General features: G+C 64.8%; 15 protein-coding genes and 1 pseudogene. All 16 read left to right on the forward strand.

The features are described from left to right. The first annotated feature begins 16 nt into the window (after positions 1-16). The 16 genes and pseudogenes from urtB to ureG all read left to right on the forward strand — a co-directional run bounded on the left by urtB (position 17) and on the right by ureG (position 14213). Positions 17-1639, forward strand: a complete 1623-nt coding sequence (gene urtB / locus PBR20603_RS02650) for an urea ABC transporter permease subunit UrtB (protein WP_150557976.1) — start codon at positions 17-19, stop codon at positions 1637-1639. Beyond that, the gene (gene urtC, locus PBR20603_RS02655; protein ID WP_150557977.1) at positions 1640-2842 is read left to right on the forward strand and encodes an urea ABC transporter permease subunit UrtC; all 1203 of its coding nucleotides are present in this window, start codon (positions 1640-1642) and stop codon (positions 2840-2842) included. An 86-nt stretch (positions 2843-2928) separates the two neighbouring features. Then, positions 2929-3714, forward strand: coding sequence for an urea ABC transporter ATP-binding protein UrtD (gene urtD, locus PBR20603_RS02660; protein ID WP_246174385.1), 786 nt, complete (start codon positions 2929-2931; stop codon positions 3712-3714). Between the two features lie 2 nt (positions 3715-3716). Further along, positions 3717-4418 carry an urea ABC transporter ATP-binding subunit UrtE gene (gene urtE, locus PBR20603_RS02665; protein WP_150557978.1) on the forward strand — a complete coding sequence of 234 codons (702 nt, stop codon included), beginning with the start codon at positions 3717-3719 and terminating at the stop codon, positions 4416-4418. 113 nt (positions 4419-4531) lie between these two features. Then, complete coding sequence (locus tag PBR20603_RS02670; RefSeq protein WP_150557979.1) at positions 4532-5383, forward strand: urease accessory protein UreD; 852 nt, start codon at positions 4532-4534, stop codon at positions 5381-5383. Between the two features lie 388 nt (positions 5384-5771). Beyond that, positions 5772-6542, forward strand: a complete 771-nt coding sequence (locus PBR20603_RS02675; RefSeq protein WP_150558305.1) for a transporter substrate-binding domain-containing protein — start codon at positions 5772-5774, stop codon at positions 6540-6542. 52 nt (positions 6543-6594) lie between these two features. Next, on the forward strand, positions 6595-7281 hold the full coding sequence (locus PBR20603_RS02680; protein ID WP_150557980.1) for an amino acid ABC transporter permease: 687 nt from the start codon (positions 6595-6597) through the stop codon (positions 7279-7281). Then, positions 7278-7928, forward strand: a complete 651-nt coding sequence (locus tag PBR20603_RS02685; RefSeq protein WP_150557981.1) for an amino acid ABC transporter permease — start codon at positions 7278-7280, stop codon at positions 7926-7928. The genes PBR20603_RS02680 and PBR20603_RS02685 overlap by 4 nt, the downstream gene beginning before the upstream one ends. Next, positions 7915-8637, forward strand: coding sequence for an amino acid ABC transporter ATP-binding protein (locus tag PBR20603_RS02690; RefSeq protein ID WP_150557982.1), 723 nt, complete (start codon positions 7915-7917; stop codon positions 8635-8637). Before PBR20603_RS02685 ends, PBR20603_RS02690 begins: the two co-directional genes overlap by 14 nt. Positions 8638-8798: 161 nt before the next feature. Next, positions 8799-9101 carry an urease subunit gamma gene (locus tag PBR20603_RS02695; RefSeq protein ID WP_023598019.1) on the forward strand — a complete coding sequence of 101 codons (303 nt, stop codon included), beginning with the start codon at positions 8799-8801 and terminating at the stop codon, positions 9099-9101. A gap of 227 nt (positions 9102-9328) precedes the next feature. Next, positions 9329-9904 (forward strand): HupE/UreJ family protein, encoded by a 576-nt coding sequence (locus PBR20603_RS02700; RefSeq protein WP_246174386.1) that lies wholly within the window; start codon positions 9329-9331, stop codon positions 9902-9904. 45 nt (positions 9905-9949) lie between these two features. After that, entirely contained in the window at positions 9950-10255 is a 306-nt protein-coding gene (locus tag PBR20603_RS02705; protein WP_150557984.1) for an urease subunit beta, read from the forward strand. After that, positions 10252-11952, forward strand: a complete 1701-nt coding sequence (gene ureC / locus PBR20603_RS02710) for an urease subunit alpha (RefSeq protein ID WP_150557985.1) — start codon at positions 10252-10254, stop codon at positions 11950-11952. Before PBR20603_RS02705 ends, ureC begins: the two co-directional genes overlap by 4 nt. A gap of 57 nt (positions 11953-12009) precedes the next feature. Then, positions 12010-12636, forward strand: a pseudogene (ureE, locus tag PBR20603_RS02715) (urease accessory protein UreE); the annotation flags it as partial. A gap of 142 nt (positions 12637-12778) precedes the next feature. Beyond that, a complete protein-coding gene (locus PBR20603_RS02720; RefSeq protein ID WP_150557986.1) occupies positions 12779-13504 on the forward strand; it encodes an urease accessory protein UreF in 726 nt (241 codons plus the stop codon). 70 nt (positions 13505-13574) lie between these two features. Further along, positions 13575-14213: an urease accessory protein UreG gene (ureG, locus tag PBR20603_RS02725; protein WP_042113987.1), complete on the forward strand. Its 639-nt coding sequence runs from the start codon at positions 13575-13577 to the stop codon at positions 14211-14213. The last annotated feature ends 50 nt before the right edge of the window (positions 14214-14263 follow it).

Here is a 14263-nt window from a genome sequence, read left to right on the forward strand (position 1 = left end):
GCACGCAGAGGTTTTGATGATAACGATAAGACGCTGGACCGCTGCCGCCCTTGTCCTGATGTCGCTGGGCGCCGCGCTGACAACACCCTCCACGGCCCGGGCCGCCGTCACCGGCGCCGACCTCACCGCGCTCGCAGGCGACGATTTCGACGCCAAGGCGCAAGCCATCGATCACCTCGCGGCCGACGGTTCGCCGCAGGCCGCCGCGCTCCTCAAGGCCTTGGCCGACGATTCGGCCGTGACCGTGGGCGATCGCATCGCTATCCAGACCGCAGACAAATACGTCGATCCGATCACGGGCGCCCCCGTCAAGGCTGACGACGCCGGATCGCTCACGCTCAACAACGTGCTGCGCGCCAAGGTTGCCACGGCCGCTGCTGCGGGTGCCCTGCTCTCGCCGGATCACGACACCCGCGCGCAGGCCATCGACACCATGCTGCAAAACCCGTCGCCCGCGTTCAAGACTCGCATCGAGCAGGCACGCCAGAAAGAGACAGATCCCGCGCTGCGCAAACGCCTCGATCAACTCTGGGCGCAATCTGCATTGCACGATACCGATCCGGCCAAGCGCCGCGAAGCCATCGATCTGATCGCCGCCGCGGGCGATCCGCAAATGCGGGATCTGCTGCTGCCCATCGTTGCCAAGCAAGCCGACGGCACCTACGCCGAGCCCGACGCCAACGTGCGCAGCGCGGCCGATATCGCGCTCACACAACTGGCCGCCGCACAACGTCGCAGCGAGTTCTTCGGCACGGTATTCGCCGGCCTGTCGCTGGGCAGCGTGCTGCTGCTCGCCGCGCTGGGCCTGGCCATCACCTACGGCCTGATCGGCGTCATCAACATGGCGCACGGCGAGTTCCTCATGATCGGCGCGTATGCCACGTACGTGGTGCAGACACTCTTCCAGCGCTTCTTGCCGGGCGCGTTCGACTTCTACCTCGTTGCCGCCGTGCCCGCCGCGTTTCTCGTGGCGGCAGTGCTCGGCCTCGTGCTGGAACGCACCGTCATCAAGCATCTGTACGGACGGCCGCTCGAAACCCTGCTCACGACCTTCGGTATCAGCCTGCTGCTGATTCAGGGGGTGCGCACGCTCTTCGGCGCGCAGAACGTCGAAGTCGTCAATCCTTCGTGGATGAGCGGCGGTATCGCCGTGCTGCCCAACCTGATGCTGCCCTACAACCGCATCGTGATTCTGATATTTGCGCTGGTGGTCGTGGCGCTCACGTGGTCGGTGCTCAATCTCACGCGTCTCGGCCTGTTCATCCGCGCCGTGACGCAGAACCGGTCGATGGCCGCCTGCGTCGGCGTGCGAACGGGCCGCGTCGACAGCTACGCATTCGCGTTCGGTGCAGGCATTGCCGGGTTGGGTGGCTGTGCGCTCTCGCAGATCGGCAACGTCGGACCGGATCTTGGGCAGAGCTACATCATCGATTCGTTTATGGCCGTGGTGCTGGGCGGCGTGGGACAACTCGCGGGGACCATCGTCGGCGCGTTCGGTCTGGGCATTGCCAACAAGCTGCTCGAACCGGTGTGGGGCGCCGTGCTCGCCAAGATCGCCGTGCTGATCCTGATCGTGCTGTTCATCCAGAAACGCCCGCAGGGCATGTTTGCGCTCAAAGGGCGCAGCGCGGAGGCCTGAATGCAGACGTCGAAATTTTTGCCAGAGGGCACCTCGCCGCTGATCTCGCTGGATGTGCCGGCGCGCGCCCGTCTCCTGCCGAAGTACGTCGCGCCTTTGCTTCTTGCGTTCGTACTCGCGGTGGCGATTCTGGTGCCAGTGTGTGCGCTGGTGTTGCCCGCCACGCATCCGCTGCATCTGTCGGCCTACGCGATGACGCTCGTCGGCAAGATCATGTGCTACGCGATTGCCGCGCTCGCACTCGATCTGGTGTGGGGCTATTGCGGCATTCTCAGTCTCGGCCACGGTCTGTTCTTCGCGCTGGGTGGCTACGCGATGGGCATGTACCTCATGCGCGGCATCGGTCGCGACGGTGTGTATCACAGCGACCTGCCTGACTTCATGGTGTTTCTCGACTGGAAGTCGCTGCCCTGGTACTGGACCGGCACCGAACACTTCGCCTGGGCGATGTTTCTCGTCGTGGCGCTGCCCGGTGTGGTCGCCTGGATCTTCGGTTATCTGGCTTTCCGCTCGCGCGTGAAGGGCGTATATCTGTCGATCATCACGCAGGCGCTGACGTTCGCCGCCATGCTGCTCTTCTATCGCAACGAGACGGGCTTCGGCGGCAACAACGGCTTCACCGACTTCAAGCGCATTCTCGGCTACTCGATCACCTCGGCGAACACACGCACCGTGCTGTTTCTCGTGACGTTCGCGGTGTTGGTGGGCGCGTTCCTGCTGTGCCGCGCGCTGGTCGTATCGAAGTTCGGCCGCGTGGTCACCGCCATTCGCGACGGCGAGTCGCGCGCCATGTTCCTCGGCTACCGGCCGCTCAGTTACAAGCTGTTCGTGTGGACGTTGTCCGCCATGCTGTGCGGCGTCGCGGGGGCGCTCTACGTGCCGCAGGTCGGCATCATCAACCCGAGCGAGATGGCGCCGGTCAACTCAATTGAGATGGCCATCTGGGTCGCCATCGGCGGACGCGGCTCGCTCGTGGGCGCGATTGCCGGAGCGTTCCTCGTCAACGGCGCGAAGAGTTTCTTCACCGCGTACTTCGCCGAGTACTGGCTGTTCTTCCTCGGCGCGATGTTCGTGCTCGTGCCGCTGCTGCTGCCGCAGGGCGTGATCGGACTCGTCACGCAACGCTCGCGCAAGCGCGTTCGACACGCGCCAGCCGCCGCCGAGGGCGATGCGCCGCACCCTGTTACCGGAGACCGCGCATGAACAATTACATGGCCGACATCAGTTGGCAGCTGGCCGACGCGCCCGAAGCCGCCGTCAGCGTCAATGTCAGCGGTGACACTACGGGCATGTCGCACTTCGTCGTGCCGGGAGAGATCGACACGTCGCATGGCCTCATTCTGTATGTCGAGAACATCTCCGTATCGTTCGACGGTTTTCGCGCGCTCAACGACCTGTCGCTATCGATCCAGACCGATGAGCTGCGCTGCATCATCGGCCCGAACGGTGCCGGCAAGACGACCATGATGGATGTCATCACGGGCAAGACCCGCCCCGACGCCGGACGCGCCTTCCTCGGCCAGACGCTCGACCTCACCCGGCTCGACGAACCGGCCATTGCGCAGGCCGGTGTCGGCCGCAAGTTTCAGAAGCCGACGGTGTTCGAGCATCACAGCGTGTGGGAGAACCTCGAACTCGCCTGCGCAGGCGACAAGCGCTGGTTCCGCTCGCTATGGGCCATGCTTACGCCGGCCATACGGCATCGCATCGAGGAGGTGCTCGCGCTCACGCATCTGGAACATCAGGCGCATGTGCGCGCAGGACAGTTGTCGCACGGCCAGAAGCAACGCCTGGAGATCGGCATGCTGCTCATGCAGCAGCCGCAACTCCTCTTGCTCGACGAACCTGCCGCCGGCATGACCGATGAAGAGACGGCGCAGCTTGCCGAGTTGCTCAATCGCCTGCGTGGGCATTGTTCGATGATGGTGGTCGAGCACGACATGGCGTTTGTTGCCGCGCTCGCGGGCGACACGGGTCTTGTCACCGTCATGGCCGAAGGCCGGGTGCTCGCCGAAGGCACGCTCGACGTCGTGCAGCGCGACGAGCGCGTGATCGAATCGTATCTGGGACGCTGACCATGCTGGAAATTCACGCACTCAATCAGTACTACAGCGGCAGTCATATTCTGCGCAACGTGGAATTCACCGTGCCCGATGCGCAACTCACCGTGCTGCTCGGGCGCAACGGCGTTGGCAAGACCACGCTGCTCAAGTGCCTCATGGGCGTGGTGCCCGTCAAGTCCGGCAGCATCGCGTGGCGCGGCAAAACGCTCACCTCTGCGCCATCGTATGCGCGCGTGGCGAGCGGCCTCGCCTACGTGCCACAGGGCCGTGAGATCTTCCCGCGCCTCACCGTCGAAGAGAATCTGCTGATCGGTGCGGCGAGCCGCCCGGCACGCGAGGCCAAACTCGGCGTGCCTGAGCACATCTACGAACTCTTCCCCGTGTTGCGCGACATGAAGCAGCGTCGCGGCGGCGATCTGTCCGGCGGACAGCAGCAGCAACTCGCCATCGGGCGCGCCCTCATGAGCGACCCGCAACTATTGATTCTCGACGAGCCGACCGAAGGCATTCAACCATCGATCATCAAGGATATCGGGGCAACGCTGCGACGCCTGGTCGACGAGCGCGGCATGACCGTGCTGCTCGTCGAACAGTATTACGACTTTGCGCTCGAACTCGCCGATCACTATCGCGTGATGAGTCGCGGCGCCATTGTCGCGAGCGGACTCGGCAAGGACATGGAGGCCGACGGCGTGCGGCACATGGTGGCGGTATGACGCGCACCCGGCGCACCCGGCACACCCGGCACACCCCGCGCACCAGACGCACTGAGCTGCCGCGCCTGCCCGCCGCGTGCTAGATTCGCGGCATCCACGGCCGATTCTTTTTCATGAATTCCCTGCACGCTTCCTCCACTGGCTGGCATGCCGAGCTGACGCTGGGCTTTGCGCGACAAGATGCGCGCACTGTCCTCGCCACCCGGCGCCATCAAGGCCCGCTCGTCGTCCAGAAATCACTTCATCCGGAAGGCCCGGGGATTTGTCACGCCGTGGTCGTGCATCCGCCCGGCGGGATTGCCGGCGGCGACGCGCTGTCCATCGACGTGGTTGTCGGCGATAACGCCCATGCCGTGCTGACCACGCCCGGCGCGACCAAGTGGTACAAATCGCAGGGCCGCTTCGGCACGCAGGACATCACCCTCACCGTACACGACGGCGCAAAACTCGACTGGCTGCCGCTCGAGAACATCGTGTTCGAACATGCCGATGCTCGCCAGCGCATCACCGTGCGGCTTGGCGAAGGCGCGACCGTCATTGGCTGGGACGCCACCTTGCTCGGCCGGCAGGCCGCCGGAGAACAATGGACGCAGGGCCGCTGGCGTTCGAACTTCGAATTGCGCGACGCCAAGGATCGTCTGCTGTGGGCGGAGCAGGCCGTGCTCGGCGCTGACGACGCGCAGCGCACGGGCATCACCGGCCTCGCCGGATTCCCGGTGTTCGGCGCCCTGTGGGCCGTGGGCGACGCGTGTACGCGAGCGCTCGCCGAATCGCTCGCCGAAGCGCTGCCGTTCAACGACGGACTGCGCGCAGGGATCACCTGTCTGCCCGGCAATGTGCTCGTGCTGCGCGTGCTCGGTCACGACATGGAGACGGTGCGCCAGTTGCTGATCTCGCATTGGCTTACGCTGCGCCCGCAGGTCCATGGCGTGCCCGCCGAACCGTTGCGCCTCTGGTCGACGTAAGCCGACAAACGCAATCGCCGCACCATAACGGTGACGCACCGCGCGCCGCACGATCCTCGCCAGCCTGATTTCGCACCAACATTGGGCTTGCCCGCCGCGCTTCCGCCTCCCGCAGCCGCCGGTGCTCAGGCGGCTGGTGCCCGCCTGCCCGCCGAGTCCTGAGTACCCCGGCCTTTGGCTACCCCAGGCACGATTCCTGCTACCTCACTGTATCGACCGGTCAGACCAGATGATCCGGCCGCCGGAACACTCCTGTTACCGGAATGCTTCTCCCCCGATCCCCGAGGTTGCCGTCATGCTGCCGTTCACCCGTACCGCTGTTTCTCATGAAGCCGTTGCCGCCACGGTCGGCGCACGCGCCCGTGCGCGCCGTGCCTTCACCACGTTGATGCTCGCCGCCAGCGCGATCGCCGCCTTCGCCGTGGCGATGCCGCGCGACGCGCACGCCGACGGACTCGACGACATCGTCAAGCGCGGCACCCTGCGCGTGGCCGTGCCGCAGGACTTCCCGCCGTTCGGCTCCATCGGTCCGGACATGAAGCCTGTTGGCTACGACATCGACACGGCCGCCCTGCTCGCCAAGGGCATGGGTGTGAAGCTCGAGCTGGTCCCCGTGACGAGCGCCAATCGCGTGCCCTACCTCACGACGAACAAGGCTGACCTCGTCATCTCCAGCCTCGGCAAGAACGCCGAGCGCGAGAAGGTCATCGACTTCTCGGAAGCGTACGCCCCGTTCTACAACGGCGTCTTCGGTCCGAAGGATCTGGCCGTATCCAAGCCCGCCGACCTTTCGGGCAAGACCATTGGCGTGACGCGCGGTGCCGTGGAAGATCTGGAACTGTCGAAGATCGCGCCGGCCGACGTCACGATCAAACGCTTCGAAGACAACAACGGCACGATCTCCGCCTTCCTCTCGGGTCAGGTGCAACTCGTTGCTACGGGCAACGTCGTGGCCGCTGCGATTGTCGCCAAGCACCCGCCCAAGCTGCCGGAGCCGAAGTTTCTCATCAAGAACTCGCCCTGCTTTGTCGGCCTGAACAAGAACGAGCCGCGACTGCTCGCCAAGGTCAACGACATCCTCACGGCTTCGAAGAAGGACGGCTCGCTTGGCAAGATCTCGCAGAAGTGGCTCGGCATGCCGCTGCCGGCCGATCTCTGATCGCCGCCCGTTTTCCGGCACGTTTCACCGCACGACTCACCACCGGCTTCACATGCATTACGTCCTCGACTTTGCCGATCTGCGGCAATACCTGATGCTCTTTGTGCGCGGCGCCGCGCTGACGATCGCCCTCACGGCCGTGTCCACGGTCGTAGGCGTGATCGTCGGCGCACTGTGCGCCGTTGCCCGCGAGGAGGGGCCGATGTGGCTCAAGGCCATCGCGGGCCTGTACGTCGAGCTGATCCGCAACACGCCGTTCATCGTGCAGCTCTTCTTCATCTTCTTCGGTCTGCCGAGCCTCGGTATTCATATCGACGAGACGACCGCCGCTATCGTCGCCATGAGCGTGAACCTCGGCGCGTATGCCACCGAGATCATCCGGGCAGGCATGCGTGCTGTGCCCACCGGGCTGTCAGAAGCCGGGCTGTCGCTCGCCATGACGCGCGGCCAGATCCTGCGTCATGTGATCCTGCCGCAGGCGTTCGCCAAGGTGTTTCCGGCGCTCGCCAGCCAGATCGTGATCGTCATGCTCGGGTCGGCAGTCGTCTCGCAAATCTCCGTGCCCGATCTGTCGTACGCCGCCAACTTTGTGCAGTCGCGCACGTTCCGGGCGTTCGAAAGCTATCTGATCGTCACCGCGTTGTATCTCGTGCTCGCCATTGCGCTGCGCCGCGTGTTGATGCGCTGCGCACGCCGTCTCTTTCGCGGCACGGTCAAGGTCAGAGGAGGTGCGCGATGACCGAGTTCTCAACGTGGGACATGCTGCACGGCCTGTTGCTGGCCGGACGCTGGACGCTCGCACTCTCGGCCATCGCCTTCGTATTCGGCGGTCTGGTTGCCCTGCTGCTGCTCGTGGTGCGCGTGGGTCGCGTGCAATGGGCAGCGAATGCCGTGGCGTTGTACATCGAAGTCTTTCAGGGCACGCCGCTGCTCATGCAGTTGTTTCTGGTGTTCTTCGGCTTGCCGCTGCTTGGCCTGGATGTCTCGCCGTGGGTGGCCGCCGCCGTTTGTCTCACGCTCTACACGAGCGCCTATCTCACGGAAATCTGGCGTGGCTGCGTCGACGCGATTCCGCACGGTCAATGGGAAGCGTCGTCGAGCCTTGCCATGCGCTACGGCGAACAACTGCGCCACGTCATCCTGCCACAGGCGCTGCGCATCGCCATCGCGCCCACGGTCGGTTTCTCGGTGCAGGTGGTCAAGAGCACGGCGCTCGCGTCGATCATCGGCTTCGACGAACTGACCAAGACGGGCACCATGCTTACCAACGCGACGTTCCAGCCGTTCACCGTGTACGGCCTCGTCGCTCTGCTCTACTTCGCTGCCTGCTATCCGCTGTCGCTGTGGGCGCGTCATCTTGAAAGGAAACTCCATGTCGCTCATTGAAGTCAGGGGCATGCAAAAGCGCTTCGGCGAAAACCCGGTGCTCAAGGGCATCGACATGGACGTCGAGCGCGGTCAGGTCGTGTCGATCATCGGCAAGAGCGGCTCGGGCAAGAGCACGTTGTTGCGCACGCTCAACGGCCTCGAGCGCTTCGATGCCGGCAGCGTGGCCGTCGACGGTGTCCACGTCGGCGCACGCGACACCGACCTGCGCGCGCTGCGTCTGAAGGTCGGCATGGTGTTCCAGCAGTACAACCTGTTCCCGCATCTGTCGGCGGGTGAGAACGTGATGCTCGCGCAGAAGGTCGTCAAGAAGACCTCGGGCGCCGAAGCGCGCGAAGTCGCCCGCTCCATGCTCGCCAAAGTCGGGTTGGCCGACAAGTTCGACAGCTATCCGTCGCAGCTCTCGGGCGGCCAGCAGCAGCGCGTGGCCATTGCGCGCTCGCTCGCCATGAGTCCGGCCGTGCTGCTGTGCGACGAGATCACCTCGGCGCTCGATCCCGAACTGGTCGCCGAAGTGCTCAAGGTGCTCGAAGACCTCGCGGCCGAGGGCATGACGCTGATCCTCGTCACACACGAGATGCGCTTCGCCCGGCACGTATCGGATCGCGTGGTGTTCATGCATCAGGGCAAGATCTGGGAGTCGGGCGAGCCTGAGCAGCTCTTCACTCAGCCCTCCACGCCGGAGTTGCAGCGGTTCATCTGCCAATGACATCGCCGGGGATTGGCGTCTGCCATGCCGATGATTCGCACAATTCTGGTGCGCACCGGGTCGACCGCAAAACCCAGTGGCGCAGACGTGAACGCGCGCCTATGATGTGCGGCAGCGGCGCCATCCCCATGAACCCTTCGCATTGAAATTTCTTCGTCACGATGAAGCTCACTCCGCGCGAAAAAGACAAGCTGCTCATCTTCACCGCCGCCCTGCTCGCCGAACGCCGGCGTGCGCGCGGCCTGAAGCTCAATTATCCGGAGGCCGTGGCCTTCATTAGCGCCGCCCTCATGGAAGCCGCGCGTGACGGACGCACCGTTGCCGACCTGATGCACTACGGCACCACGCTGCTCACGCGCGACGACGTCATGGACGGCGTGCCCGAAATGATCCCGGACATTCAGGTGGAAGCCACCTTTCCGGACGGCACCAAGCTCGTCACCGTGCATCACCCGATTCCCTGAAAGCGGCATACGCGAGTGAGTGCCGGCACGCCTCGATGCACTGCCCCGTGCGCGATCCGGTTTCGATTCGTCTTCGTATCCATTTTTCGTCGTCGATCACAACATCCTAAGGACGTCTCATGTCAGTGGACCGCCCCCTCAATGCCAACGATGCCGGCGAAGTGCCCGCCACTTCTCTGGTGACCTCCGCCCACGCCACGGGTCGCACACACCGTCGCCTCGCGCGTGTGGCAACCGGCCTCGCCCTGGTGAGCGCTTCGGGCCTCGCGCTCGCGCACCCTGGCCATCCGGGCCACGACGCCGCCAGCAGTTTCGCCGCCGGTTTCTTTCATCCGTTGACCGGGGCAGATCACCTTTGCGCCATGATCGTCGTCGGGCTGTGGAGTGCGCTCACGTCCAAACGCGTATGGCTTGCCCCGGTGGCCTTCGTCGCGATGCTCGCCGCAGGTGGCCTGCTCGGCATGTCGCACTGGCTTTCACTGCCGGGCGTCGAACCGATGATTGCCGTTTCACTGCTTGTGCTCGGGCTGATGCTCGCCACGCGTGCGAGACTGCCGGGCTGGGCTGGCGCCGCCATCGTGGGCGCCTTCGCGATCTTCCACGGTTTCGCTCACGGCGCCGAGTTGCCGGCGCAGGCAAGCGCCATGCATTACCTGGCTGGCTTCCTGCTCGCGACCGGGGTGCTGCACTGCATCGGTATCGTGGCTGGCGTTGCGCTGCGCAATCGCACCGTGTGGTTACCGCGTGTGCTGGGGGCCGGCGTGCTGACCTACGGCGTGTCGCTGCTCGCCGCAGCGACCTGAGCGCCCGTCACGCCTTCACGCCTTCACGCCTTCTCGGAGACGCTCATGATTCCCGGAGAATTGTTGCCCGCCGCTGGCGAGATCACGCTGAACGAGGGTCGTCCGACCATTAGCGTGACGGTCGCCAACACCGGCGACCGTCCGATCCAGATCGGCTCGCACTTCCACTTCTATGAAGTCAACGACGCCCTGCGATTCGATCGCGAAGCGGCACGTGGCTTTCGTCTGAACATTGCCGCCGGCACGGCGGTTCGCTTCGAGCCGGGGCAACAACGTACGGTCGAGCTGGTCGCGCTGGCAGGAGATCGCCGCGTCTTCGGCTTCGCCGGCCGTGTCATGGGGGCGTTATGAAAATTTCACGCCGCGCTTATGCGGAAATGTTCGGCCCCACGACGGGCGACCGCCTGCGACTGGCCGACACCGAACTCATCATCGAGATCGAGCGCGACTACACGATCTACGGCGAAGAGGTGAAGTTCGGCGGGGGTAAGGTCATTCGCGACGGCATGGGCCAATCGCAGCGCACACGCGCCGATGTCGTGGATACCGTCATCACCAACGCCGTCATCATCGATCACTGGGGCATCGTCAAGGCCGACATCGGGCTCAAGGACGGCCGCATCTGGGGTATCGGCAAGGCCGGCAATCCCGACATCCAGCCCGGTGTCACCATACCGCTGGGCGGTGCAACGGAAGTGATCGCCGGTGAGGGGATGATCGTCACCGCAGGCGGCATCGACTCCCACATCCACTTCATCTGCCCGCAGCAGATCGAGGAGGCGCTCTCGTCCGGCGTGACCACGCTGCTCGGCGGGGGCACCGGACCGGCGACCGGCACGAACGCCACCACCTGTACGCCCGGGCCGTGGCATATGGAGCGCATGTTGCAAGCGGCGGACGGCTGGCCGATCAATCTCGGCTTCCTCGGCAAGGGCAACGTCAGCCAACCCGAACCGCTGCTCGAGCAAATCGAAGCCGGTGCCATCGGTCTGAAGCTGCACGAGGACTGGGGTTCCACGCCCGCCGCCATTGACGCCTGCCTGTCGGTCGCCGACGCGACCGATACCCAGGTGGCGATCCACACCGACACGCTCAACGAAGGGGGGTTCGTCGAAGCGACGGTCGCGGCCATCAAGGGCCGCACGATCCACACCTATCACACCGAAGGTGCCGGGGGCGGCCACGCACCCGACATCCTGAAGGTGTGCGGCGAGCCCAATGTCCTGCCGTCGTCCACCAATCCGACGCGCCCGTACACCATCAACACGCTCGACGAACATCTCGACATGTTGATGGTCTGCCACCACCTCGATCCGGCCATTGCGGAAGACATTGCGTTCGCCGAGTCGCGTATCCGTCGCGAGACGATTGCCGCCGAGGACATCCTGCATGACCTGGGGGCACTGTCGATGATCTCGTCGGACTCGCAGGCCATGGGCCGCGTGGGCGAAGTCGTCATGCGCACCTGGCAGACCGCGCACAAGATGAAGGTACAGCGCGGCGCGCTGGGTACCGATACGGCGCAGGCCGACAACTTCCGCGTCAAACGTTACGTCGCGAAGTACACGATCAATCCGGCGATCACGCACGGCATGGCGCATGAAATCGGCTCGATCGAAGTGGGCAAGTGGGCCGATCTGGTGCTGTGGGAACCGGCGTTCTTCGGCGTGAAGCCAACGCTGATTCTCAAGGGCGGCATGATTACGACGGCGCTCATGGGCGACCCGAACGCGTCGATCCCGACGCCCCAGCCGGTGCACTACCGCGAGATGTTCGGCGCGCGCGCCGGGGCGATGGCGCGGACCTCCCTCACGTTCGTTTCGCAGGCGGCGTACGATGGCGATGTGGCCGGCCGTTACGGGCTGACCAAGCGCATCGTGCCGGTGCGCGATATCCGGCAGGTGACCAAGGCCAACATGATCAACAACGACTGGCTGCCGCGCATCAGCGTCGACCCCGAGACCTATCAGGTCATCGCGGACGGCCAGTTGCTGACGTGCGAGCCGGCGAGCGTGTTGCCGATGGCACAACGCTACTTCCTTTTCTGACTCATGCCGCAAGATTCTCAATCGCCCACCGCTGCAGATAGCGCCTCGTCATCGACGTTGCGCCGCGTCGAGAAACGCTTCGAAGCCGGGCGCATTGCCGCGCCGCTCGCGCGTCGCGCCCCGGCGCTCGTGTTGCCGTTCGATGCCCGCAGCAAGAGCCGCCTGCGCGCCACGCTGGAAACCGGAGAAGACGTCGCGCTGTTCCTGCCTCGCGGCACCGTGCTGCGCGGCGGCGATGTGCTCGTGGCCGACGACGGTGGCCTCATTCGCGTGGAAGCCGCTGCCGAGACGGTGCTGCTGGTGAGCGCTGCCACCGCGCTTGCGCTCACTCGCGCGGCGTATCACCTCGGCAACCGGCATACCCCGGTGGAAGTCGGCGACGGCTATCTCAAACTCGAATACGATCCGGTGCTGCGCGACATGCTGCTGCGGCTCGACGTCGACGTTGCCGAGGCCTTGATGCCGTTCGAACCCGAAGCGGGCGCCTATGGCGGCGGACACAAGCACGGCCACGATGCGACCTTTGCCGAGGACTTCGCGCTCGCACAGCAGGTGTTCCACGAGCATCACGGACATTCGCACGACCCTGATCATGGTCACTCGCACGGTCATGACCATGACCATGACCACGGGCACGTTCACGGTCCGGGCTGCCATCACGATCACTCGCCGGGTCATGTGCATGGCCCGGATTGCGCTCACTCACACGCGCACGACGATGATCACAGTCACGTCCACGTGCACGGCCCCGGTTGCGGGCACGGCCATTCCCATACGCCGGACAGCGCTGCTGCCGGCGACGAGCCCATCCCTGTGAGTCCGACCGATGACGGCAAGTCTGGCCAGTCCTCTCACTGAACCGGTTGCCACCGCGTCGCTGCATTCGCTCGCAGCGCTGCTGCATCTCGCCTCGCCGGCGCTGCCGATTGGCGCCTTCAGCTATTCGCAGGGTCTCGAAGCCGCGGTCGAACACGGCATCATTCACGACGCCCCGAGCGCCGAGCGCTGGATCGCCAGCCAGCTTGACGGTGTTTTCACGACCGGCGAAATGGCGCTGCTCGCCAGACAGTGGCGTCACTGGCAAGCGGGCGACGTCGCGTCGCTCGCCCGTGTGAACGACTGGCTGCTCGCAACGCGCGAAGCTGCCGAGTTGCGCGCGGAAACCGAACAGATGGGCTGGTCGCTCACGCAACTCGCGCTCTCACTGGAATGGGGCGAGCCTGCGCAGCGAGCGCATCTGTCCGCGTTGCGTCCGATCGCATTGCCGACGGCCTTCGCCTTCGCGGCGTTGACGCATGGCGCAGCGCTGACCGACACGCTCGTCGCTTACGCGTTCAGTTGGCTCGAGAACCAGGTGGCCGGTGCGCTCAAGGCGGTTCCGCTCGGACAACTGGCGGCGCAACGCGTGATCGTCGCGCTGCGCCCTCGTGTGGTCGACGCGGCCCATCGGGCGGCGTCGTTGCCTGACGATCAGATCAATACGTTTTCCCCCGCGCTCGCGATTCTCGCGTCGCGTCACGAGACACAGTATTCACGCCTGTTCCGTTCGTGAGACGCGATATGTCGCGTCTTCCCATTTTTTGCCTTTTTTCGCCCTTTCTCCGCCACCCACGACATTCGCCATGACGACTTCTGCTAACGCCCGTCGTACCAAGAAGAATCCGCCGCTGCGTGTCGGCATCGGAGGCCCGGTCGGCTCCGGAAAGACGACCCTGACCGAGATGCTCTGCAAAGCCATGCGCGAGCGCTACGATCTCGTGGTCATCACCAACGACATCTATACGAAGGAAGACCAGCGCCTGCTGACCGTGGCCGGTGCGCTGGAGCCCGAACGCATTCTCGGCGTCGAGACAGGGGGTTGCCCGCACACGGCGATCCGCGAAGACGCGTCGATCAATCTGGAGGCCGTCGAGCGCATGCTCGAACGCTTTCCCGATGCCGATGTGGTCTTCATCGAATCCGGTGGTGACAACCTCGCCGCCACGTTCAGCCCCGAACTCTCGGATCTCACGATCTACGTGATCGATGTCGCGGGCGGCGAGAAAATTCCTCGCAAGGGCGGCCCGGGCATTACCAAGTCTGACCTCCTGGTCATCAACAAGACCGATCTTGCCCCGTACGTTGGCGCGTCGCTCGACATCATGCGCTCGGATACGCAGAAGATGCGCGGCATGCGTCCCTTCGTCATGGGGAACATGAAGGAAGGCAAAGGCCTTCAGGAGATCATCCGCTTTATCGAGGCGCGCGGGATGCTGGCTTGAGGGGATGCGCCGAGGCCATCGGGTCGGCTGATTTCTCGGGCGATTCCTAG

It is taken from the genome of Pandoraea bronchicola (assembly GCF_902459805.1).
In the GTDB taxonomy this organism is placed as follows: Bacteria; Pseudomonadota; Gammaproteobacteria; order Burkholderiales; family Burkholderiaceae; genus Pandoraea; species Pandoraea bronchicola.

Coding starts and splice junctions, on each gene's coding strand:
- PBR20603_RS02670 (WP_150557979.1), top strand. CDS start 4,532: ATGAATTCCCTGCACGCTTCCTCCACTGGCTGGCATGCCGAGCTGACG.
- urtE (WP_150557978.1), top strand. CDS start 3,717: ATGCTGGAAATTCACGCACTCAATCAGTACTACAGCGGCAGTCATATT.
- ureG (WP_042113987.1), top strand. CDS start 13,575: ATGACGACTTCTGCTAACGCCCGTCGTACCAAGAAGAATCCGCCGCTG.
- PBR20603_RS02720 (WP_150557986.1), top strand. CDS start 12,779: ATGACGGCAAGTCTGGCCAGTCCTCTCACTGAACCGGTTGCCACCGCG.
- PBR20603_RS02675 (WP_150558305.1), top strand. CDS start 5,772: ATGCTCGCCGCCAGCGCGATCGCCGCCTTCGCCGTGGCGATGCCGCGC.
- PBR20603_RS02685 (WP_150557981.1), top strand. CDS start 7,278: ATGACCGAGTTCTCAACGTGGGACATGCTGCACGGCCTGTTGCTGGCC.
- PBR20603_RS02680 (WP_150557980.1), top strand. CDS start 6,595: ATGCATTACGTCCTCGACTTTGCCGATCTGCGGCAATACCTGATGCTC.
- urtB (WP_150557976.1), top strand. CDS start 17: ATGATAACGATAAGACGCTGGACCGCTGCCGCCCTTGTCCTGATGTCG.
- urtC (WP_150557977.1), top strand. CDS start 1,640: ATGCAGACGTCGAAATTTTTGCCAGAGGGCACCTCGCCGCTGATCTCG.
- ureC (WP_150557985.1), top strand. CDS start 10,252: ATGAAAATTTCACGCCGCGCTTATGCGGAAATGTTCGGCCCCACGACG.
- PBR20603_RS02695 (WP_023598019.1), top strand. CDS start 8,799: ATGAAGCTCACTCCGCGCGAAAAAGACAAGCTGCTCATCTTCACCGCC.
- PBR20603_RS02690 (WP_150557982.1), top strand. CDS start 7,915: ATGTCGCTCATTGAAGTCAGGGGCATGCAAAAGCGCTTCGGCGAAAAC.
- urtD (WP_246174385.1), top strand. CDS start 2,929: ATGTCGCACTTCGTCGTGCCGGGAGAGATCGACACGTCGCATGGCCTC.
- PBR20603_RS02705 (WP_150557984.1), top strand. CDS start 9,950: ATGATTCCCGGAGAATTGTTGCCCGCCGCTGGCGAGATCACGCTGAAC.